24 protein-coding genes are annotated in these 21,436 nt (G+C 56.5%); 12 read left to right on the forward strand and 12 right to left on the reverse strand.

The window, feature by feature from the left end; all coding sequences use genetic code 11:
- Window position 1 precedes the first annotated feature (1 nt).
- Window positions 2–865 carry an EamA family transporter gene (locus ATO67_RS12320; protein ID WP_067649806.1) on the reverse strand — a complete coding sequence of 288 codons (864 nt, stop codon included), beginning with the start codon at window positions 863–865 and terminating at the stop codon, window positions 2–4.
- 81 nt (window positions 866–946) lie between these two features.
- Here ATO67_RS12320 and ATO67_RS12325 point away from each other — a divergent pair, with 81 nt between their 5' ends.
- Window positions 947–1,447 (forward strand): MarR family winged helix-turn-helix transcriptional regulator, encoded by a 501-nt coding sequence (locus ATO67_RS12325; protein WP_067649216.1) that lies wholly within the window; start codon window positions 947–949, stop codon window positions 1,445–1,447.
- Between the two features lie 15 nt (window positions 1,448–1,462).
- Here the strand turns inward: ATO67_RS12325 and xseA are convergent, their stop codons facing one another.
- Window positions 1,463–3,061 (reverse strand): exodeoxyribonuclease VII large subunit, encoded by a 1,599-nt coding sequence (xseA, locus tag ATO67_RS12330; protein ID WP_067649220.1) that lies wholly within the window; start codon window positions 3,059–3,061, stop codon window positions 1,463–1,465.
- Between the two features lie 195 nt (window positions 3,062–3,256).
- Here xseA and ATO67_RS12335 point away from each other — a divergent pair, with 195 nt between their 5' ends.
- Window positions 3,257–3,487 (forward strand): hypothetical protein, encoded by a 231-nt coding sequence (locus ATO67_RS12335; protein ID WP_067649223.1) that lies wholly within the window; start codon window positions 3,257–3,259, stop codon window positions 3,485–3,487.
- A gap of 66 nt (window positions 3,488–3,553) precedes the next feature.
- A complete protein-coding gene (locus ATO67_RS12340; protein WP_067649226.1) occupies window positions 3,554–3,910 on the forward strand; it encodes a hypothetical protein in 357 nt (118 codons plus the stop codon).
- Here the strand turns inward: ATO67_RS12340 and ATO67_RS12345 are convergent.
- Entirely contained in the window at window positions 3,907–4,893 is a 987-nt protein-coding gene (locus ATO67_RS12345) for a Gfo/Idh/MocA family protein (RefSeq protein WP_067649809.1), read from the reverse strand. The genes ATO67_RS12340 and ATO67_RS12345 overlap by 4 nt on opposite strands.
- 183 nt (window positions 4,894–5,076) lie before the next feature.
- Here ATO67_RS12345 and ATO67_RS12350 point away from each other — a divergent pair, with 183 nt between their 5' ends.
- From ATO67_RS12350 to ATO67_RS12365, 4 genes are all read left to right on the forward strand, one after another.
- Complete coding sequence (locus ATO67_RS12350; protein WP_067649229.1) at window positions 5,077–5,637, forward strand: isochorismatase family protein; 561 nt, start codon at window positions 5,077–5,079, stop codon at window positions 5,635–5,637.
- The gene (locus ATO67_RS12355) at window positions 5,637–6,629 is read left to right on the forward strand and encodes a GlxA family transcriptional regulator (protein WP_067649812.1); all 993 of its coding nucleotides are present in this window, start codon (window positions 5,637–5,639) and stop codon (window positions 6,627–6,629) included. The genes ATO67_RS12350 and ATO67_RS12355 overlap by 1 nt, the downstream gene beginning before the upstream one ends.
- A 111-nt stretch (window positions 6,630–6,740) precedes the next feature.
- On the forward strand, window positions 6,741–7,676 hold the full coding sequence (locus tag ATO67_RS12360) for an aldo/keto reductase (protein ID WP_067649232.1): 936 nt from the start codon (window positions 6,741–6,743) through the stop codon (window positions 7,674–7,676).
- Window positions 7,677–8,120 (forward strand): GNAT family N-acetyltransferase, encoded by a 444-nt coding sequence (locus ATO67_RS12365; protein ID WP_067649235.1) that lies wholly within the window; start codon window positions 7,677–7,679, stop codon window positions 8,118–8,120.
- A gap of 1 nt (window position 8,121) precedes the next feature.
- On the opposite strand, the gene ATO67_RS12370 is transcribed toward ATO67_RS12365, so the two are convergent.
- On the reverse strand, window positions 8,122–9,012 hold the full coding sequence (locus ATO67_RS12370) for a LysR family transcriptional regulator (protein WP_067649238.1): 891 nt from the start codon (window positions 9,010–9,012) through the stop codon (window positions 8,122–8,124).
- A 117-nt stretch (window positions 9,013–9,129) separates the two neighbouring features.
- Between ATO67_RS12370 and ATO67_RS12375 the strand changes: the two genes are divergently transcribed.
- On the forward strand, window positions 9,130–10,131 hold the full coding sequence (locus ATO67_RS12375; RefSeq protein ID WP_067649241.1) for an aldo/keto reductase: 1,002 nt from the start codon (window positions 9,130–9,132) through the stop codon (window positions 10,129–10,131).
- A 56-nt stretch (window positions 10,132–10,187) separates the two neighbouring features.
- On the opposite strand, the gene pheT is transcribed toward ATO67_RS12375, so the two are convergent.
- The 6 genes from pheT to infC all read right to left on the reverse strand — a co-directional run bounded on the left by pheT (window position 10,188) and on the right by infC (window position 16,078).
- The gene (gene pheT / locus ATO67_RS12380) at window positions 10,188–12,611 is read right to left on the reverse strand and encodes a phenylalanine--tRNA ligase subunit beta (protein ID WP_067649245.1); all 2,424 of its coding nucleotides are present in this window, start codon (window positions 12,609–12,611) and stop codon (window positions 10,188–10,190) included.
- A gap of 12 nt (window positions 12,612–12,623) precedes the next feature.
- Window positions 12,624–13,706, reverse strand: coding sequence for a phenylalanine--tRNA ligase subunit alpha (gene pheS, locus ATO67_RS12385; RefSeq protein WP_067649248.1), 1,083 nt, complete (start codon window positions 13,704–13,706; stop codon window positions 12,624–12,626).
- A gap of 21 nt (window positions 13,707–13,727) precedes the next feature.
- On the reverse strand, window positions 13,728–14,576 hold the full coding sequence (locus tag ATO67_RS12390; RefSeq protein ID WP_245303972.1) for a lipopolysaccharide kinase InaA family protein: 849 nt from the start codon (window positions 14,574–14,576) through the stop codon (window positions 13,728–13,730).
- 123 nt (window positions 14,577–14,699) lie between these two features.
- Window positions 14,700–15,104, reverse strand: coding sequence for a 50S ribosomal protein L20 (rplT, locus tag ATO67_RS12395; protein ID WP_045230035.1), 405 nt, complete (start codon window positions 15,102–15,104; stop codon window positions 14,700–14,702).
- Between the two features lie 40 nt (window positions 15,105–15,144).
- Window positions 15,145–15,348: a 50S ribosomal protein L35 gene (gene rpmI / locus ATO67_RS12400; RefSeq protein ID WP_045230036.1), complete on the reverse strand. Its 204-nt coding sequence runs from the start codon at window positions 15,346–15,348 to the stop codon at window positions 15,145–15,147.
- Window positions 15,349–15,541: 193 nt separating this feature from the next.
- The gene (infC, locus tag ATO67_RS12405) at window positions 15,542–16,078 is read right to left on the reverse strand and encodes a translation initiation factor IF-3 (protein WP_067649815.1); all 537 of its coding nucleotides are present in this window, start codon (window positions 16,076–16,078) and stop codon (window positions 15,542–15,544) included.
- Between the two features lie 186 nt (window positions 16,079–16,264).
- On the opposite strand from infC, the gene ATO67_RS12410 reads away from it, so the two are divergent.
- The gene (locus ATO67_RS12410) at window positions 16,265–17,053 is read left to right on the forward strand and encodes an alpha/beta hydrolase (protein WP_067649818.1); all 789 of its coding nucleotides are present in this window, start codon (window positions 16,265–16,267) and stop codon (window positions 17,051–17,053) included.
- 119 nt (window positions 17,054–17,172) lie between these two features.
- On the forward strand, window positions 17,173–17,781 hold the full coding sequence (locus tag ATO67_RS12415) for a transglutaminase-like cysteine peptidase (RefSeq protein ID WP_067649250.1): 609 nt from the start codon (window positions 17,173–17,175) through the stop codon (window positions 17,779–17,781).
- A 15-nt stretch (window positions 17,782–17,796) separates the two neighbouring features.
- Here ATO67_RS12415 and ATO67_RS12420 read toward each other — a convergent pair whose 3' ends face one another.
- Window positions 17,797–18,390: a TetR/AcrR family transcriptional regulator gene (locus ATO67_RS12420; protein ID WP_067649821.1), complete on the reverse strand. Its 594-nt coding sequence runs from the start codon at window positions 18,388–18,390 to the stop codon at window positions 17,797–17,799.
- Between the two features lie 201 nt (window positions 18,391–18,591).
- Here ATO67_RS12420 and ATO67_RS12425 point away from each other — a divergent pair, with 201 nt between their 5' ends.
- Entirely contained in the window at window positions 18,592–18,990 is a 399-nt protein-coding gene (locus ATO67_RS12425; RefSeq protein WP_067649253.1) for a RidA family protein, read from the forward strand.
- Window positions 18,991–19,035: 45 nt separating this feature from the next.
- On the opposite strand, the gene mbfA is transcribed toward ATO67_RS12425, so the two are convergent.
- Window positions 19,036–20,019 (reverse strand): iron exporter MbfA, encoded by a 984-nt coding sequence (mbfA, locus tag ATO67_RS12430; RefSeq protein ID WP_067649824.1) that lies wholly within the window; start codon window positions 20,017–20,019, stop codon window positions 19,036–19,038.
- Between the two features lie 309 nt (window positions 20,020–20,328).
- On the opposite strand from mbfA, the gene ATO67_RS12435 reads away from it, so the two are divergent.
- Window positions 20,329–21,432 (forward strand): TRAP transporter substrate-binding protein, encoded by a 1,104-nt coding sequence (locus ATO67_RS12435; protein WP_067649256.1) that lies wholly within the window; start codon window positions 20,329–20,331, stop codon window positions 21,430–21,432.
- Window positions 21,433–21,436: the final 4 nt, after the last annotated feature.

A 21,436-nucleotide genomic window follows, 5' to 3' on the forward strand; every position in this document is an offset into this window, starting at 1 on the left:
TTTAACGAGGGATCTGGCTTTTCTGGCTGAGCCAAACGCTGAACAATACCATAACAAACCCTGCAATCTGGACTGGAGCGAGGCTTTGACCGAGCGCCATCCAGCCCAAAAGCGTGGCGGTGACGGGGCTTAGGAAGCCGAGCGATGCCGCCACGGATGGCTCGATGCGTGAAAGGACACGAAACCACAAGAGATAGGTAAAGGCCGCGCCGATCAGGCCGAGATATGCCAGGCCAAGTATGTTTTCCGTACTGAGTGGGGGCAAAGCGGGTTCCAGACACCAAGCGACCGGCACCAGCAAAATACCGCCCGCTGTGAGTTGCCATGCCGTGAAGGTCAGACTGGAGACCGGCGGCTGCCATCTGCGCGACAGGACCGTGCCGAAGGCCATGGAGACCGCACCGGCAAGAGCGGCTGCAATGCCAACGGGGTCTAACGCCGCATTTGGTGTCATCACCAAAAACGCCACGCCTGCCATGCCGATGATGCCAGCGACGATCGCCAGTGCGCGAATGGGGCGTGCAAGAAACACGTGGGACAGCCCGATAACGATCAAAGGCTGTACCGCGCCGACCGTTGCGGCCACGCCACCGGGCAGACGATAAGCTGCAACGAAGAGCATCGCCCAAAAGAAAGCGAAGTTTAACGCGCCAAGAAAAAAGGCGCGGCTCCACCAGATGCCGAAGGGCAGTTTACGAACAAACAGCAGCAACAGCAGACCCGCAGGCAATGCGCGCAGCATGGCAACGTGCATGGAGTAGCCATACGGCAAAAACTGCGTCGTGACGAAATAGGTACTGCCCCAAATGGCCGGGGCGATTGCCGTCAAGGCAATATCAGCGATGTCGTGTGAATTTTTCTTCATTTCAAGAATCTCTATATCAAGATAAATATAGAATATGCGTTTTTGTCTTGACGTCAAGATACCCAATGCTATCTTTTCTCCATGGCCGAAAAACCCGCAGATGATCACGTCGACAGAATTCTGGCGCAATGGGCGAAGGAACGCCCGGATCTTGATGTCGAGCCGATGGGTATCATGGGGCGTCTGCACCGGCTGGCCACCCATCTCGGCCGCGAGGTGGAGGCCGTTCTGCTGCAACACGGATTGTCATCTTCGGCTTTCGATGTGATGGCAACCTTGCGGCGCGCAGGCGCGCCCTACCGCCTCTCCCCCGGCGAATTACTTGATATGACCATGGTCAGTTCCGGCACCATGACCAACCGCATCGATCAGTTGGAAAAAGCAGGACTGGTGGAGCGAATCAACAATCCCGAAGACCGGCGGAGTGTGCTGATTGCGTTGACGGACAAAGGGTTTGCCACAGTGGACGCGGCGGTGACGGCGCATGTGGAAAACCAGCACCGGCTGCTTGCCGCCATAAGTGAAAAAGACAAGACAGAATTCAATCGGCTGCTGAAAACGTTTCTCGCTGGCCTTGAGTGAGCCAGTGACGACCGACTAAAACAGGCTGCCCTGACCTGCCGGACCTGATATCGGGGCCTTTGCGGGCTTTTTCTTCGGCGCAGATGAGACGCCTTCTTCTGTCGGCCCACCCTCTCCAGTAGCTATTGCGGAGACGATGCCATCGGCGAACTCGATAGACAAGGCAGCACCTGATGTGACGGTCGCAGCGCGTGTCAACGGGCGGTTTTCGTCATCGCGAATGACAGCATAGCCGCGCCTCAGCACGTTTTTGTACGAAAGAGATTGCAGAATGCGATCATGAGCGGCGATGCCGGAGCGGTTTTGGGACATACGGTGCAGCACGGCAGTATCGGTGCGTCGGGCAGCACCCGCCACCCTCTCCCTCTGGCGTTCCAGTTGACCAAGGAGCCGGGCCGGCAGTGCGCGCAGCGACGAATCCGACGATGAGACGCGCGATTGCGCCTGTAACAGCCGACGTTCCACGAGACTCTCGGCGCGCTGCATGCGCTCCTGAATGCGTTGGCGTTGCTGCTTGAGGCCATGGGCCAGCACATCCGGGCGAAGACCCGATGTGGTGCGCTCGAAGCTGCGGCGTTTGTTGAGCGTATTCAGCTCCAGCCCGCGACCGAGACCGCTCGCAGCCTCGTCAAACCGGCGGCGCGGCAGAGCCAGCAACTGATCCAGCGACGGAAGCGCACGAACGAGCGCCCTTACGCCCTGCCGGCGATTGTCCATCTGGCGCGACATGGAGCTGGAAAGACGGGCGGAAAGGCCTGCAAGCTGGGCTTCCAGATCGGCCCGGACAGGCACGGCCATTTCCGCAGCACCCGTGGGGGTCGGCGCACGAACATCGGCGGCATGATCGATCAGTGTCGTATCGGTTTCGTGGCCAACGGCCGATATCAGCGGTATTTCACTTTCAGCAGCAGCGCGCACGACGATTTCGTCATTGAAGCTCCAAAGGTCTTCCAGACTGCCGCCGCCACGCGCCACGATCAAAACGTCGGGGCGCGGAATGGCACCACCAATCTCCAAGGCATTGAAGCCCCGGATGGCGTTGGCCACTTCCTCGCCTGAGCCCTCACCCTGCACCTTCACCGGCCAGACCAACACGTGCACGGGGAAACGATCCGATATACGGTGCAGAATATCGCGGATGACGGCACCGGTTGGCGAGGTGACGACGCCAATGATCCTTGGCATATAGGGCAGACGGCGCTTGCGTGTCTGATCGAAGAGACCTTCGGTGGCCAGCTTTCTACGGCGCTCCTCCAGAAGCGCCATCAGCGCACCAGCACCGGCGGGCTCCAGGCTTTCGATTACGATCTGATATTTGGACGAACCGGGGAAGGTGGTGATCTTGCCGGTAGCAATGACCTCCATACCCTCTTCCGGGCGGAATTTCAGCTTGGAAAAACTACCCTTCCAAATGACGGCATCAATGCGGGCCCGATCGTCTTTCAACGAGAAATAGGCGTGACCCGATGTGTGCTGGCCGCGATAACCGGAAATCTCGCCGCGGACCCGCACCTGGTCGAACGCCGTTTCCACCGTGCGTTTGATGGAGCCGGATAGCTCCGACACCGAAAATTCGGCGAGGTTGGTGAGAGGCTGGCTGAAAATATCGCTCATGCCCGTTTCTACCCGATGGGCTGCGATTCGCAAATCGCATCCTCCGATCAATTCCGCGTTTCCACGTCAGATAAAATTTCACAAAATTGCAACAATTTGCTAGCGTGTGGGTTGAGAGTGCATGCATGGAGGAGAATAAGGGCTTTTGAGGATGACGGTGCCTTTCCTCAAGCCCCCTGGAGGAGGAGCGGCATCATGGTATTTATTCTTGGATTGTCACTGGGCGTCACCGCGCTCTTTTTTCGCTCCGCAATGGTAATTGCAGCGGTCGGATTGCTGGTTGTAGCGGCGTTCTCCGTTGCGGCGATCGTCTCATACCCTGCGTTTCATCTGCTTCCACTGTTGATTGCCTTGGCAGGCTATAATGTCGGCATCGCAAGTGGCTTTATTGCAGCGATAACGATCCGGCGTTTCGGCACTGTGTAAGCGCTGACCGTTCGTGGAAATTGCGTTATGCAGATGGCATCGCAATTCGAACATCGGAATTAAAGCGTGCCACTTCTGCCATTCACTGCGCTGAACCTTGCCTTAGTGGCTTTTGACGGACTTGCGACATATGGCCTGATCGGTATTGCAGGCTTGGACATTATTGTTGCCCGTTTGTTGGGCCTGTGTGTCGCGTTTGTTTCTCTTGTCCTGTTTCAGCGCTACGCACAGCGAAAAGACGCATTGGCTACCATCATAAGTGGCATCACCATGCTCGTAAGCTCCGGGCTTTTTGCGCTCATACTGACGCGTAACCCGGCGATCCAATGGCCAATTGCCTTCATCGTCGCGTCCTTGGCGTCGCTCGTGCTCGGCGTATTTGGATATCGCCGAGCCCTGAAGCGACGCGAGAGCGTGGTTTAAACCGTTTCCCACCCGTCCTTCTCAGCCGCCCGATAGATCGCATCGATGAAACGCTGGCTGTTTCTGGAGCTTTCCAGCGTCACGACATCCGCAGCCTCACCGGTGGCGGCCTTGGTAAAGGCTTCGATCTCGCGCCGGTATTGTCGGCTATCCTGAAAGCGGAATATCTGTGACACGCCGTGGTTCTGGTTGGTGAGTTCCACCTCTTCGGCACCCCAGCGGTCCGCATTGAAGGGTGACTTGACCTCGATATAACCTTCGGTGCCGTGCAGAACCATGAGCTGGCGGCCCGCAAGCTGGGTGGAGATGTAGAAGCTGAGTTCGAAATCACCAAAATCTGCCTTCACGCTGGCATAGATATCAGTGCCAAATTCCGGGTCACGCTCGACAACGGCCTGAACACGCTTCGGCTCTTTTCCGGTCGCGAAGCGTGTGGTGATGGTGGGGTAGACCCCGATATCCGGCAAAGCGCCGCCACCAAGTTCGGGGATGTTACGCATATTGCCGGGATCGCGGTTGAAATAGGTGAATGATCCCTGCACATGCTTGAGCGTGCCGATGGCACCGGCGGCCAGCAACTCGCGCACTTTCAGCCACACCGGCGCGTAGGTCACCATATAGGCTTCTGATATCAACACATTGTTGCGGTCTCGTGCGGCAATCAGGCTGTCGATTTCATCTGCCTGGAGCGCAATCGGCTTTTCACACAACACATGCTTGCCCGCATCGGCGGCCTTGATCGACCACTCCACGTGCTGGGCGGTGGGCAGCGGAATATAGACGGCATCGATAACATCCGAGGCCAGCATTTCCTCGTAGGACCCAAAGGCATGTGGCACGGAGAAACGGTCGGCCAGTTCCCGCGCCTTGCTAAAATCACGGCTGGCGATGGCGGTGACGACAGCATTTTCCGCGTCCTGGATGGCAGGAATGACAAGCTCCCGACCGATTTTCGCCGTCGATAGAATTCCGAAACGCAACATTCTCATCTCCCTTTTTCTGGGCGGCACCTTACCACGCGAAAGCCGCGAGGCAACACGGTGGCGCCACAGCCGATCAGCTGGGTGTATCATGGCTGAAAACGTCCTTTCTTCGGCAATATCCTGTCTTTCGCCTTCCAAGTAAAAAGGAAAAACTGTATTCACACTGAACCGGAGATACAGAAAATGTCCCATGATAACACAGCGCTTCTGGTCATCGACGTGCAGGAATCGTTCCGACAAGCGCCCTATTTCGATGAAAGCGGCCTATCCACTTTTCTTTCCGCCCAGCAGAAGCTAATCGATGGCGCGCAGGCAGCGGGAATTCCGGTGATCCAGATATTCCATGTCGATGGCGACAAGGCCTTTGCAGAAGAAAGCGGATTCATTCGAGTGCTCGAAGGCATTCGCCTTACCCCGACGGTCACCTTCCGCAAGAGCCGCCATTCGGCTTTTGTCGGCACGGGCCTAGATGTATGGTTGACGACACACGGTATCAATCGCCTGATCGTATCCGGCATTCGCACGGAACAATGCTGCGAAACCACAACGCGGCACGGCTCCGATCTCGGCTACACCGTCGATTACGTCACTGAAGCGACGTTGACATTTCCGATGACGCACGCTTCCGGTGAGATATTTTCCGCTGAACAGATCGCCACCCGTACCGAGCTTGTTCTGTCTGGACGTTTCGCCCGTATCGCGACCGTGGATCAAGCTTTGAGCGCGCACAAGAAAGCAGCATGATGAGACCAAGCGGCGGCACCAGCACCAAAATCATTTCGGTTTTCGTCGTCTTGCCGCCGCAAACCCTACTGCTGGATGTCGCCGGTCCTCTCGAAGTTCTGCGGTATGCCAATCAACAACAGAGTGCGATCCGCTACGATTGCACCTATATCGCGGCACATCCCACCCAGACCACCACGATAGGGCTTTCTCTGTCAGGGCTGCTGGCCTTACCAGAGACACTGCCTGAAGACGCTATGGTGATCATCTCCGGCAGTTCCTCCCAGGAACACGCGCAACCCGCCGCGCAAAACGAACGGCGCATTCTCGCGGACTGGCTGCGGGGCACGGTCAGAGACGACACCACGATTGTCTCCATCTGTTCAGGCGCGCTCATTGCTGCCGAGGCTGGCGTGTTCGATGGCCATCAATGCACCACCCATACGCATTGCGTCAGCGACCTTCGACGCATTGCGCCGCTGGCGCAGGTTCTGGAAAACCGGCTTTTCGTGGAAGATCGCAAGCGCTTCTCGAGTGCCGGTATTTCGACCGGTATCGATCTTTTGCTACACATGGTTTCCAATCTCACCAGCCCGGCCATTGCGGCCCGCATCGCGCAGATCATGGTCATCTATATTCGCCGCACGGCAAATGATCCGCAAATGTCTCCCTGGCTGTCCGGTCGTAACCACATCCATCCCTCGGTCCACAAAGTGCAGGATGTGATTGTCGCCGATCCCGCTGCCGATTGGTCACTTGCCAGACTTGCCGATGTGGCAAATCTCAGTGAACGCCATCTCTCCCGGCTGTTTCGAGAGCATACAGATGTCAGCGTTGTCGATTATATCAATCTGATGCGCGTCAATCTTGCCCGCGATATTCTGGAACACTCCCGCCTGGATATGGAGGCGGTTGCGGAGCGGTCCGGCTTTGCCTCTGCCCGCCATCTTCGCCGTGTCTGGCAGCAACATCATGCACAGCCGCCGAGTTTTTACCGAACCGTTTCAGCCTGAGCGCTGTTTGCATCACAGACGCGACATCCGGTCATCAAGGAAATTCAATGGTTATGCGCGCGCACGATTGCTAACCTCACTCTCAACAGAAACGACATTGGGAGAATCTCCATGGAAAAACGTGCACTTGGGAAAACCGGCCTATCCGTTGCCCCGATTGTCTTTGGCGGCAACGTGTTTGGCTGGACGGCGGATGAAACGATGTCCTTCCAGTTGCTGGATGCCTTTTTCGACGCAGGCTTCAACACCGTCGACACTGCGGATGTCTATTCCGCTTGGGTGCCGGGACATGAGGGGGGTGAGTCGGAAACCATCATCGGCAAATGGCTGAAACGCGGCACCGTTGCCCGTGAGAAGGCGGTGATCGTTTCCAAGGTTGGATACGACAAAGGCCTCAAGGCAGACCGGATTGCAGAAGCAGTCGAAGCATCGCTACGCCGCCTGCAGACCGATTATATCGATCTCTATCTGGCCCATAAGCCTGATGCCGAGACACCAATCGAAGAGACGCTTGGCGCTTTCACCAAGTTGAAAGAGCAAGGCAAGGTCCGCGCCATCGGCTGTTCCAACTATGATGCGCCGGACCTGCAAGCTGCCCTCGACGTCTCTGCAAAAACAGGATTAGCACGCTTCGATGTTGTGCAGCCGGAATACAACCTCTACACCCGCGAACGCTTTGAAGGGCCGCTTGCGGAACTGGCTGTCAAAGAAGACATTGGCGTCATCAACTATTACAGCCTTGCGGCTGGGTTCCTGACAGGCAAATATCGCAGCAAGGCGGATACGGAGGGAGTGGCGCGCTCTTACCGGGTTGGTGACTACGTCAACACACGCGGTCTGGCCATTCTCGGCGCGATGGACACGATTGCGGCCGAAACGAACGCAAAGCTCGCGGATATCGCGCTGGCATGGCTGTTGCGTAAAAAGGCAGTGACCGCGCCAATTGCCAGCGCCACCAGCCTTTCACAACTGGAAAGTTTCAAGCGCGCCACAGAGCTAAAACTGACGGACGAAATGATGGCTCTTCTGGACAAGGCAGGCGCATAAATGGACCTGGAAATTCGCGATGCCCGTCCGGAAGACCGGGCGGATTGGCTGACGCTGTGGAATGATTACCTCAACTTCTACAATGTCGATCTCGCCGAGGATGTAACCGCCCACACATGGGCGCGCATCATCGACACGACCTCTCGCGTATCTGCGCGTCTTGCCGTTCTGGATGGACGGGTGGTTGGCTTCGCCATTCACCACTTCCACGATTCCACCTGGGTCAAAACGCCGGACTGCTACCTCGAAGATCTGTTCATCGATGCCACCATTCGCGGCAAAGGCGTCGGTCGGGCATTGATCGATGACCTCATTTCCATCTGCAAGGACAAGGGATGGTCGCGCCTCTACTGGCACACCAACGACGACAATGCCCGCGCTCGCAGGCTGTACGATACCTATGTCCAGAGCGACGGCCACATCCGTTATCGGCTCAAATTCTGACTCACGCCCTGGCGCGGAAAAAATCCAGAAAAGCCCTCAGTGCCGGACGCATCTGCCGGCGTGAGGGGTAATAGATGTAAAAACCGTCGAACGGTGCGCACCAGTCCTCAAGCACTCTGACCAACTTTCCATCCTTTATATCGTCTTCGATGCGCTGCTCAAACACGAAGGCAAGGCCCGCTCCATCGATCACCGCAGAGCGTATGAGGCTCTGGTCGGAAAGGATCAGCGGTCCTTGTACGTCAACGACCAACGGCTTTCCGTTCTTCTCCAACTCCCAGCGATAGATGAGGCCGCTTGAGAACCGACGGCGAATGCAGCGATGCTGCATAAGATCACGCGGGTGCTGTGGTGTCGGATGCCTGCTGAAATAGGCGGGAGAGCCGACGATTGCGCCGCGCCATGCACCGCTGGCGCGCACGGCAATCATATCGGCCTCAAGATTTTCTCCCAGCCGAATGCCCGCATCGAACCCTTTGGCGACGATATCCTCGAACCGGTCGTCAGTGGATATTTCCAGAGAAATCTCAGGATAGAGCATCAGGAATTCGCCGAGCCTGGGCAGAACAATGTCTTCGGCGGCAAGACGTGGCATGGTGACCCGCAAGGGACCGGCGGGCCTTCCGCCGTGTTCGGCAAGGGCGCTGATCACCGCATCGATATCGGCCAATGCCGGGGCCAAGGTTTCCAGCAGCCGCCTGCCCTCTTCCGTCGGCGAAACGCTGCGTGTGGTACGATGGAGAAGGCGAAGGCCAAGGCTCGCCTCCAGCGAAGATACGGCGTGGCTGACAGCAGAGGGCGCGACGCCAAGCTCCGCAGCCGCCTTGCGGAAACTGCGCCCTTCGGCCACGGCAGCCAGCACAGCCAATTGGGAAAGTTGTACACGGTTCATTGTTCTAAATGATAGAACAAGCTGACAAGAATTGCAGCGATTATTTTTGCCGTCTTGCCACGCTATCTTCGTCATCATGCTGAATAACGGGCGGTTCCGTTATGGAAGGACAGACAGATGCACAACAGAACTCTTGGAAAAAATCTCTCGGTTTCGGCACTTGGCCTTGGCTGCATGGGTATGAGCCATGCCTACAGCCCCTCCTCCGATGAAAATGCCTCGATTGCGACCCTGCACCGCGCCGTCGAACTCGGTGTGACCTTTTTCGACACGGCGGAAGTCTACGGCCCCTACACCAACGAAGTCCTCGTTGGAAAGGGTTTGAAGCCCTATCGTGACAAAGTCACCATCGCCACCAAATTCGGTTTCAAGATCGATGCCAGCAAGCCAGCGGGACAGATGATGGTGGGCACTGACAGCAGTCCGGAAAATGTTCGCGCCGTGGCCGAAGCCTCCCTCAAACGTCTGGGTGTCGACGTCATCGATCTCTTCTACCAGCACCGCGTCGATCCCAACGTGCCGATAGAAGATACTGTTGGCGCCATGGCAGAACTGGTACAGGCGGGCAAGATCAGGCATCTCGGTCTTTCGGAAGCCAATGCCGAAACAATCCGCAAGGCGCATGCCACCCATCCCATCACAGCACTTCAGAGCGAATATTCGCTGTGGACCCGCGATGTAGAGACGAATGGCGTACTCGACACCTGCCGAGACCTCGGCATCGGCTTCGTGCCGTTCAGCCCGCTAGGACGTGGTGTGTTGACCGGAGCATTGAAGAAACTCGACAGCCTCTCCGACACGGACTTCCGCCGTTCGCTGCCTCGTTTCCAAGCCGAGAATTTCGACGCCAATCTGGCACTCATCACATTGCTGGAAGAGATGGCTGCAGAAAAAGGTGTAAGTGCCGGGCAACTGGCTCTGGCATGGGTGATGGCGCAGGGCGACTTCATCGTCCCCATTCCCGGCACCACCAAAATAGCCAATCTGGAAAAGAACATCGCAGCGGCTGATGTTTCTCTCAGCAGGGAGGACGTGACGAAGCTGGGCGATTTGCTGTCTCCAGCAAAGGTCGCAGGCGGGCGTTACCCCGAACAAATGGCGGCTATGGCGAACCGTTAAAAGCAAAGGCCGAGGAACATTTCCTCGGCCTTTTTAATCTTATATGACGTAGGTCTCTAAGCGCGCAGCACGCCACCGGTCGATTTCTCGACATTGCCGACGATCTTTGCCGTCAGAGCTTCGAAGTCTTCATCCGTCAGTGTCTTGTCGACTGGCTGGATCTGGACTTCGATGGCGACCGACTTCTTGTTCTCTCCGACAGACGCACCTTCGAAGACGTCGAAGACATTGACGCCCGTGACGAGTTTGCGGTCAGCGCTGGTGGCTGCCTTGATGATGGAGCCCGCTTCGACAGAGCGATCCACAACGAAGGCGAAGTCACGCTTGACGGTCTGGAAGGGTGAAAGCTCAAGCGCCGGCTTGGTGCGCGTGGCCTTCTTCTTCGGCTCAGGCATGGCGTCGAGATAAATCTCAAAGCCGCTGTAGATGCCCGACACATCCAGCGCAGAAAGCGTCTTTGGATGGAATTCGCCAAAATAGCCGAGAATGACCTTTGGTCCCATTTTGATGGTGCCAGAGCGACCGGGATGATACCAGCCGGGAGCGCCCGCTTCGATTTGCACATTGCTCATCGGCAATCCGCAGGCCTCGATGACGGCCAAGGCATCGGCCTTGGCATCATAGACATCCACCGGCTTGCCGCCGCCCTTTGCAACATTCGACCACATGCGACCGGAGCCGGACAGCGATGCTGTGCCACGGCGGACACCGCCAGCCACGCGTCGTTGAGCTTCCGGCGTATCGCCCTCATAGGTGCCGGAGACTTCAAAAATTGCGACGTCGCCATAACCTTTATCGGCATTGCGCTGTGCGGCCGTCAAAAGACCTGGCAGCAGAGAAGGACGCATATCCGACATGTCGGCAGCGATTGGGTTGGCAAGCTTCAGCGCTGCCGAACCACCACCGAAGAGCCTGGCCTGTGCTTCTGGAATGAACGACCATGTAACGGCTTCGAGCATGGCGCGGCTGGCCAGCGCACGGCGCGCGGTGCGGGTGCGGATTTGCAGCGTGGTCAGGATACGGCCATTGACGGCACCGAAACTTTCCAGCGGTTCCGGCTTGATGTTATCGACGCCATGAATGCGCATAACCTCTTCCACCAGATCCGCCTTGCCATCAACATCCGTGCGCCACGAGGGAACGGAAACACTGACGCGTTCGCCTGAGCCTTCGATACCGAAACCGAGGCCCTTGAGGATATCAAGACTCTCGTCGGTGGAAACCTCAAGGCCGGTCAGCCGCTTGACTTCGGATAGCGGGAAATCGACGATCTTGGGCTCAAAAACCTTGTAACCGACGACCTTTGCTTCACCCGCCGTGCCGCCACAAAGCTCCAGCACCAGTTCCGTCGTGCGCTCCAGACCAGCCACCATATATTCCGGGTCAACGCCACGCTCGAAACGGTACCGCGCATCGGTGATGATACCGAGCGAACGTCCGGTCTTGGCAATATTGATCGGGTCCCAGAGCGCGGATTCGATCAGCACGTCGACGGTGTTTTCATCACAACCGGAATGCTCGCCGCCCATGACGCCGCCGATGGATTCGATGCCGTTATCATCGGCGATGACCACATTGTTCGGACCGAGCTTATATTCGCGCTGATCGAGCGCAAGGATGGTTTCGCCGTCATTGGCACGACGAACGACGAGGTTGCCCTTGACCTTCGCAGCATCGAAGACGTGCATGGGGCGACCCTGATCGAAGGTCATGTAGTTGGTGATATCCACCAGCGCGTTGATGGGACGAAGACCGATGGCGAGCAGACGCTGCTGCATCCATTTAGGGCTGGGGCCATTCTTCACCCCGCGCACAAGGCGCAAGCCGAAGCCGGGGCAAAGTGCCGCGTCGTCCAGATCGAGTGTCACATCAATCGGGGTTGCGCCTTCGACCTTGAAGCTTGGAGCGGGCTTTGTCTTCAGCGTGCCGAGGCCCGACGCTGCGAGATCGCGTGCAATGCCATAGATGGACGTGCAATCCGGGCGATTTGGCGTCAGATTGATCTCGATGACAGGATCGTCAAGACCGGCATAGGTCGCGAACGACGTGCCGACCGGCGCATCGTCCGGTAGATCGATAATGCCGTCATGGCTATCGGACATGTTGAGCTCTTTTTCGGAGCACATCATGCCATGGCTTTCCACGCCGCGAATTTTGCCGACAGCCAGTGTCACATCAATGCCCGGAACATAGTCACCCGGACGCGCCAACGCGCCGACAAGACCGGCACGCGCATTTGGCGCACCGCAGACGATCTGCACCGGCTTACCCTCGCCCGCATCGACAGACAGCACTTTAAGTCGGTCAGCTTCCGGATGTTTTTCAGCCGTTAAAATCTTGGCGATGACGAAGGGTTTGTAAGCCGCCTTATCATCGACATCCTCGACTTCAAGACCGATGGCGGTCAGCCGTTCGCAAATCTGTTCGAGAGACGCATCGGTTTCGAGATGCTCTTTCAGCCAGGAGAGTGTGAATTTCATTTGTCTATCTCCTTAACTGCTCAAACCGCCAAACAAGGTAGGCATGTCGAGCGGGCGGAAGCCGTAGTGGGTCATCCAGCGAACGTCGGCGTTGAAGAAATCGCGCAGATCAGGCATGCCGTATTTCAGCATGGCGATACGGTCGAGCCCCATACCCCAGGCAAAGCCCTGATATTCATCCGGATCGAGGCCACCAGCGCGCAGAACGTTGGGGTGGACCATGCCGCAGCCGAGGATTTCCATCCAGTCCTTGCCTTCGCCGAACTTGACGATGGGGCCGGAACGATCGCACTGGATGTCCACTTCGAAGCTCGGCTCCGTGAAGGGGAAGAAGGAGGGGCGGAAGCGCATGACGACACTATCGACCTCAAAAAAGGTCTTGCAAAACTCTTCCAGCACCCAGCGCAAATTGCCGACATTTGATTTTTTGTCGATGACCAAACCTTCGACCTGATGGAACATCGGCGAGTGCGTGGCATCGCTGTCCTGGCGATAGGTCTTGCCGGGAATGACGATGCGGATCGGCGGTTTCTGGGCTTCCATAGTGCGCACCTGCACCGGCGAGGTATGTGTGCGCAGCACCTTGCGCTCACCATTCTCGTTTGGTGGAAAGAAGAAGGTGTCATGCATTTCGCGGGCCGGATGTCCCTCGGGGAAGTTCAGCGCCGTGAAGTTATAATAGTCGGTCTCGATATCCGGGCCCTCAGCGATCGAGAAGCCCATATCGGCAAAAATTGCGGTAATCTCATCTACGATCTGGCTGATCGGGTGAATGCGACCACGCTCTGCCGGTGATTGGCGCACCGGCAGGCTGACATCCAGTGTCTCGGCCTTGAGGCGCGCCGTGATGGCAGCGTCTTTCAGCTCGGTCTTGCGCGCGGTAATTAGATCCGTCACATCGGTCTTGAGCTGGTTGATCGCTGCGCCGCGCGTCTGGCGCTCTTCCGGCGTCATCGAACCCAGTGTTTTCAGAAGCTCTGATACCGAGCCCTTTTTGCCCAATGCAGAAACACGCACGGCTTCGATGGATGCTTCATCTCCAGCGCCTGCGATGTCCGACATCAGTTGTGATTTCAAGGTATCCAGTTCGGTCATTTTTTCCTGCCTCGCCGGGCTTTAGCCTGCGGCTTCGGGTTCAACAGCATTCTTCAGATAATCGGTCGCCACGATAAAGCGTTGCAGATCACTACCCATCTGCACGCGCCCAATCAACCGGGCGAGCGGCAAAAAACGGCCAAGAACACGCACCAGCCGCCGCAATTCAATGATTGCAGCTTCAGGTGCACGCGACGCCCATGCCTGATAGGCCGCATCCAACGTCGCACGGCCGTTTTGCGCGAGTATGCAAAGCGGTAGAAACAGCAACCAGATATCCCGCGCCTGCGCGGTCTCGAGTGGCATAACGGCTTGTGGCTCTTCTTCGAAATCCATGAAACCGATGCGGCCATCGCGCAAAAAGAAATCGCGGACATGGGGACGACCGTGACACAGGCTGGCTGCATGCAAATCCCCGATCGCCGCAGCACAGTCGATGAGAAGCGCGTCATGATCTGTTTCGCCCGCCCGCCGTTTCCATTTCAAAATTCTTTGAACGGTGGGACCAACATCGGAAATGACGATGGCCGTCTGCGAGGAATAGATGATGTCGGGAACGGGAAAACCCTTAGCGCCAAACTCCATCATCCGCCGCCTTTCACGCTCCATCATCTCGACGGGCTTGAGGATTGGTGACGGCTTTAGAAACTTATACGGCAGAGCCGACGCCGCAAGCGCCTGGAGCTTTATCCACCACGGTGCTTTTTCAATGCCCTGGCGTTTGATCCAGACAGATCCCGCAGACAGGTTAAGCTGCTGTATGCGGCCATCACTCGCCAGCAGCACCTGCATCAGGGCAGCAATATCCGCGTCCTCGAGATGGACGTGAAATCCCCGTGCTTGCTCCTGTGGGTCGGCGGCTTCCAGCATTTGGAACTCATATATGGGCGTTTGCCCGGTTTGTGATATCCGTAGGACGGTGATCAAAACGGCAAAACCCGCACCGGTGACCGGCGCGGGTTTCAAATGAACAACAGATTGTCCGCGCCGTAATTACTTTACAGCGGTTTCAAATTCGTTGGTGGTGCCTGCATCCTTGAGGTACTCAAGAGCCTTCTTGGCGCTATCGACGAGAACGCCGAAAGCAGCTGGCTCATGGATAGCCATGTCGGACAGAACCTTGCGGTCTACTTCGATACCAGCCTTGTTCAGGCCGTCGATGAAGCGGCCATAGGTCAGGCCGAATTCGCGAACAGCAGCATTGATACGCTGAATCCACAGAGCGCGGAAGTTGCGCTTGTTAACCTTGCGGTCGCGGTAAGCGTATTGCTTGGAACGATCCACAGCAGCCTTGGCTGCGCGGATGGTGTTCTTGCGGCGGCCGTAGAAGCCCTTGGCTGCCTTGAGTGTCTTGGTGTGCTTGGCGCGGGAAGTTACGCCACGTTTTACGCGTGCCATGTCATGATCTCCTTAAAATGTCCAAAAATGCGGAAAAGTCTTAAAGACCGTTCGGCAGGTAGTTCTTGACGACCTTCTTGGCGTCAGCTTCGGCCAGAACCATGGTTCCGCGCGCGTCGCGAATGAACTTGTTGGACCGTTTGATCATGCCGTGGCGCTTGCCGGCGGCAGCTGCGAGAACCTTGCCGGTGCCTGTGATCTTGAACCGCTTTTTAGCGGCGGACTTCGTCTTCATCTTGGGCATTTTGCTACTCCATTTTTTGTATCGAAAGACAGGCAGACGAAGCCTGCTTTCAAGCTATTCTAGAACGGACTCGGCATGCCCTGCCGGACCGTTCGGACGCGCTCCTATAACCGTAGTTATAAAAAAGAGCAACGGGGAATAGGTAATCCTCCTGCGGATTTGTCAAAACGCCTGCGATACAGACGCTCTCACATTATTTTGGTGCCAGAACCATCATCATCTGACGGCCTTCCAGCTTTGGTTCGGCCTCGACCTTGGCAATCGCCAGGGTGTCTTCCTTAACCTGCAGAAGAAGCTTCATGCCGAGTTCCTGGTGAGCCATTTCGCGGCCACGGAACTTCAGAGTCACCTTTACCTTATCGCCTTCGTCAAAGAAACGGTTCATCGCCTTCATCTTCACCTCATAGTCATGGGTGTCGATGTTGGGGCGCATCTTGATTTCCTTGACCTCAACGATCTTCTGCTTCTTGCGCGCTTCTGCCGCCTTTTTCTGCGACGAATACTTCAGCTTGCCGAGATCAAGAATTTTGCATACGGGCGGTTCTGCGTTCGGCGAAATCTCAACGAGATCGAGACCGGCGTCTTCCGCCATCTTCAGAGCCTGGTCCGTCGCCATGACGCCAAGGTTCTGGCCTTCTTCATCAATCAGCTGAATTTTGGGAATTCGAATTTCCCTGTTGGAGCGCGGGCCCTCTTTGACGGGGGCATCGGCTTTGAACGGTCTGCGAATGGTCGTATTCTCCTGATCTGTTTCGGGATCGCGTCGGCAAAAACCAGCTTGTCGGTGCAAATGGCGGAAATGTCGTGAATGCCGCCGCGAAGTCAATAGCATACCCACGCAAAAAAATCACCTCCTGTCGTGCTTTTTCCGAATTTACGCTACATGGAGAGCAAAATGCAGGAGATTCTCACCGATATGACTGAGCAAACGATTCAATACTTGACGGTTGGCACTGCCGATGAGGCTCGCGACATCGCCATACTCTCACGCGCAGCGACAAATGGTGAGGATGCTCCTGCTCTCGTCTGGCTCGGCGGCTATCGCTCCGACATGACCGGCACCAAAGCCGCGGAGCTCGACCGATTTGCCGAAGAGAACGGCCTCGCCTGCATCCGCCTCGATTATTCCGGCCACGGTGCATCCAAGGGCGACTTCAACAAAGGCACGATCTCGCGCTGGCTGGAAGAAACAATGGCCGTGCTGCGTCACACGGCACCGAGACGTATCGTGGTCGTCGGCTCCTCCATGGGCGGCTGGATTGCACTGCGGCTGGTCGAAGAGCTGCGCAAGGCTCAAATCGGTCCGGAAATAGCTGGCCTGCTTCTCATCGCCCCCGCTCCGGATTTCACCGTCGAACTGATAGAGCCCAATCTGTCAGATGAAGAAAAGACATCACTAGAGGGCAGAGGTTATTTCGAAGAGCCGTCCGAATACAGCACAGAGCCGAACATCTTCACCCGTGACCTGATCGAAGACGGACGCGACAACCGCGTGTTGCAAGGCATTATCCAGACCGGATGCCCGGTCTACATTCTACAGGGCATGAACGACGAGGATGTACCCTATACGCACGCCCTCAAACTGCTTGAGCATCTGCCTGCCGACGACGTGGTGCTGAGCCTTATCCGCGATGGCGACCACCGACTGTCGCGCCCACAGGATATAGAGCGCATGCTGGCAGCGGCGAAAAGCCTTGTTTCGTAGGCAAACTGGCTACAGTCTTAACCATATTATTCATCTTGCGTTCATGGACACCGAGTTCCGATTGACACATACCCCCACCGTCTCTTAACTTTTCATTAAGATTTTAAGGGACGGGTTTCATGATGAACGCAGCGCGGGCACTGCTTCTGGCAGTTGCGGCCGGAATACTTTCTGTGGCCTCTGCACAGGCCGAGAACAAGGGCAGCCCGGCCATGGTCACCGGTGGCATCACGTCCCAGCCTATCGGTCATTACGAGTTCTGCCAGAAGTACATGGCCGAGTGCGATATTCGCAGCAAGCTGACCCCTCCCCCGCGTGTCACTGAATATGGCTGGAAGGTCATTCGCGACGTCAACAAGGAAGTGAACACGACTATCGTCGCCATGACCGATCTGGAAGTTTACGGCAAGGATGAAGTCTGGGAATATCCCAAGACCGCTGGTGACTGCGAAGATTTCGTGCTTTTGAAGCGCCGAAAGTTGATGGAACGCGGCTTTGCCGTGTCCGACCTTCTGATCACCGTCGTTCGCAAGCCGGATGGAGAAGGTCATGCGGTGCTGACGCTGCGCACCAATGACGGCGACTTCATTCTCGACAACCTTTCGGATGACGTAAAGCTCTGGACGGATACGAACTATACATATCTCAAGCGTCAGGCCTCGTTCAACACGGGCCGCTGGGTTTCCATCGAGGACGGTCGAGACGTTCTGGTTGGCGCGTTGCGATAATATCCGAGACGAGCGTCAGGCATCTGCCAGCAAGCCTGAAGCCATCTGGCGAAAAGCCTGGACGGCTTTGGGAAAGGCTTCGCGCGGATCATCGGCGGCGGCGATCCAGAGCGCCGCGTTCAACACAGCACCATTCAGCAGCCATGTCGTGGCTCTTGCATCGACCGGCTTTAACGTGCCGTCATCGACCAGCGCCTGAACCGTTTCCTCGATCCTCTTGAGGCAGGCCGTCTGGTTCGGCCATTTGGCGGGGTCACCTAACACTGCCGGGCCGTCCAACAGCATGATGCGTTGTATGTCCGGCTCCAGGGCCATTTCGATATAGGCCACGCTTTCGGCCAGCAGACCCAGCCAGGGCGTGTCCGCCTCCTGCTGCACGACACGCAATCTCGCCAGCATTTCGGCATCGATCTGGTCGATCACGGCCTGAAGCAGCCCCTTTTTGTCACCAAAATTATGATACAGCGCACCGCGCGTCAGTCCGGCTTGCGCTGTCAGGTCATCCATGGACGATGCGGCATAACCCTTTGATGCAAAGGCTTTTCGCGCCTCCGCGATGAGTTTCGTGCGCGTCTCTTCGACCATTTGCGACCGGGTTTTTGGTGTCATGTTCCACCCCACGATTAACATACGATGCGTATACCTATTGACATACGTTCCGTATGTTTACATATTTAGACATACGGAACGTATATCAAAATTCGTCCCGAACAGTAAAGTCATCAAAGGCCTGACCATTCGACCTCGCAAGGCGCATTTGGCGCATTTACGAGGACTGGACGCTGCTGCCTTGAAATCTGGAGTTAAAAAATGAGCAAACGCGACGCAATTTTTCCCGCCAATCGGCATGCGCTTTATGAAAAGCACGGCTACTCGGCAGCAGTCCGCGCTGGCGACCTTCTGTTCGTCTCAGGACAGGTCGGCAGTCGCGATGATGGTTCCGCCGAACCGGATTTCGCCAAGCAGGTGCGGCTTGCCTTCGAAAATCTGAAAGCTGTTCTCGCAGCAGCCGATGCGACCTTCGATGACATCATTGATATCACCACATTCCATACCGACCCGGAAAAGCAGTTCGACACGATCATGGCTGTCAAGGCCACCGTCTTCAGTGAAAAACCCTACCCCACATGGACTGCCGTTGGCGTGAATTGGTTGGCGGGTTTCGACTTCGAGATCAAAGCCATCGCCCGCGTTCCGCAGGCTGCATAGTTCATTGAAGAGGGCTCAAACAACGCGTTGAGCCCTCCCTTCGCCTCAGCCGTGACCGATGATTATGCCTGCCGCCAGCACCAGCGAACCACCCAGCACGACCTGAAACACAGCGCGCAGGAACGGCGTTTCCATGTAGCGGTTCTGAATGAAGGCGATGGCCCAGAGTTCCATGAAGACGATGACGGCAGCGACGGCAGTGGCGGTCCAGAAATGCGGAATGAGGTAGGGCAGCGTGTGGCCGAGACCACCGATTGCGGTCATGATGCCGGACGCAAGACCACGCTTGAAGGGTGAACCACGGCCGGAAAGCTTGCCATCATCATGAGCCGCTTCTGTAAAGCCCATCGAGATACCGGCACCGACGGAGGCTGAGAGACCGATCAGGAATGTTTGCCACGTATCCTGCGTGGCGAAGGCGGCGGCAAAGATGGGGGCGAGTGTCGAGACCGAACCATCCATCAGGCCCGCCAAACCCGGTTGGACGTAAGTCAGTAGAAATCGGCGCTTTGCGGTTTCCTCTTCTTCGGATCTGGCGTCTTCCGGTAGATGCTTGCCTTCCAGCATCCCGGCAATGTCCTGATGCCCACGTTCCGCCTCGGCCAGATCGCCCAAGAGCTTGCGGGTCGATGCATCAGTGACATGTTTGACTGCCTCGTCATAGAAGCGGATCGCTTGACCTTCCATCAACTCGGCCTGTTCGCGCATGGTCCCGACAGACAGGTTCTTGACCAGCCAATCCGGCTTGCGCTCGTAAAAGCCGCTGACATGTTCGCGGCGAATAAGCGGAATGACGTCGCCAAATCTTTCCTGGTGCATCCCGATCAGCATATTGCGATGCGCCTGCTCCACCTCCGCCATCTCATCGAACACCTTGGCCGATTGCGGATAATCCGCTCGCAAATGTCCGGCATAGGACCGGTAAATGCGGGCATCGTCTTCTTCTGACGATATTGCCAAGGCCAGGATTTCCTGTTCGCTTAAAGACGAGAAAGGACGCTTGGACCGCGAAAAGAGGTTGAGGAGCATGAGAACCATCCAATTTAGAATAATTCTAAATACCCTCGGTCAGGAATTTTGGCAAGACAATTTAGAATAATTCTAAAACTCAATGGAGTCAGATAATCAAATTCGAAACGAGGCGACGACAAGAGCCTCGCCCAGACCGCTCATTCACGTCAAGGTTGATATTGAACCCTGCCTCTACTGGAAAACAGAGGGACCCACCTCAATATGATCAAGATTACCTTGAAGACTGCAACCGGACATGGTTAGTAGTCCACGGGAGGCGTACCAGGCGGTTCGCCTTAAATCTTCATATTCAAGGCTTAATCGAACATGGATCGCAGATCATTCATCCGCAAGGCCGGCGCCGTTGGTGCAGGTGTTACAGCAACCGCGCTCGCCGCGCCCGCCATTGCCCAGGAAAACCCAAAGATCACCTGGCGCATGACGTCCTCTTTCACCAAGGGTCTCGACATCCTGTTCGGCGCCGGGCAAATCGTGGCCGATCATGTCAAGGAAGCGTCCGGCGGCAATTTCGTCATTCAACATTTTGCCGGTGGCGAGATCGTTCCAGCCCTTCAGGCGGCCGATGCCGTGACGACGGGCACAGTCGAAATGGCGCACACCTGCTCTTACTACTATGTCGGCAAGGACCCGACCTTTGCGCTTGGCACCTCCGTACCTTTCGGCCTCAATGCCCGCCAGACAAACGCGTGGTTCAACCAGGCTGGTGGCAACGAATTGATGAACGAGTTTTTGGCCAAGCACAACATCTATTCCATTCTGCTGGGTAACACCGGCGCGCAGATGGGCGGCTGGTTCCGCAAGGAAATCAACACCATAGACGACCTCAAAGGTCTGAAGATGCGCATTGCGGGCCTCACCGGTCAGGTCATGCAGAAGGTGGGCGTCACCCCGCAGCAGATCGCAGGCGGCGACGTCTATGCGGCGCTGGAAAAGGGCACTATCGACGCAACGGAATTTGTCGGTCCCTACGACGACCAGAAGCTTGGCTTCTACAAGGTCGCGAAATATTACTACTATCCCGCATGGTGGGAAGGCGGACCGGCTTGCCATGCTTTCGTGAATCTGGAGAAATTCAACAGCCTTCCGGACAATTACAAGCGCATTCTGAAAGACGCTTGCGCGGCCGGTAGCGCTTCCATGCTGGAACGTTACGATGCCCGCAACCCGAAGGCGTTGAAGGAACTCGTCGCACAAGGCGCGATTCTGCGCCCGTTCAGCCAGGAAATTCTAGACGTCTGCCACAAGGCGGCGCTCGAAACCTATGCCGAGATTTCTGCCGTCAACGAGAACTTTAAGAAGATTTACGAAAGCCAGCAGGCATTTAAGAAAGATGCCTATCTTTGGGCTCAGATCGCTGAATACACCTACGACACCTACATGATGATCCAGCAGCGTAACGGCAATCTGTAATCAT

This window comes from Agrobacterium bohemicum, from assembly GCF_001562555.1.
Lineage (GTDB): Bacteria > Pseudomonadota > Alphaproteobacteria > Rhizobiales > Rhizobiaceae > Agrobacterium > Agrobacterium bohemicum.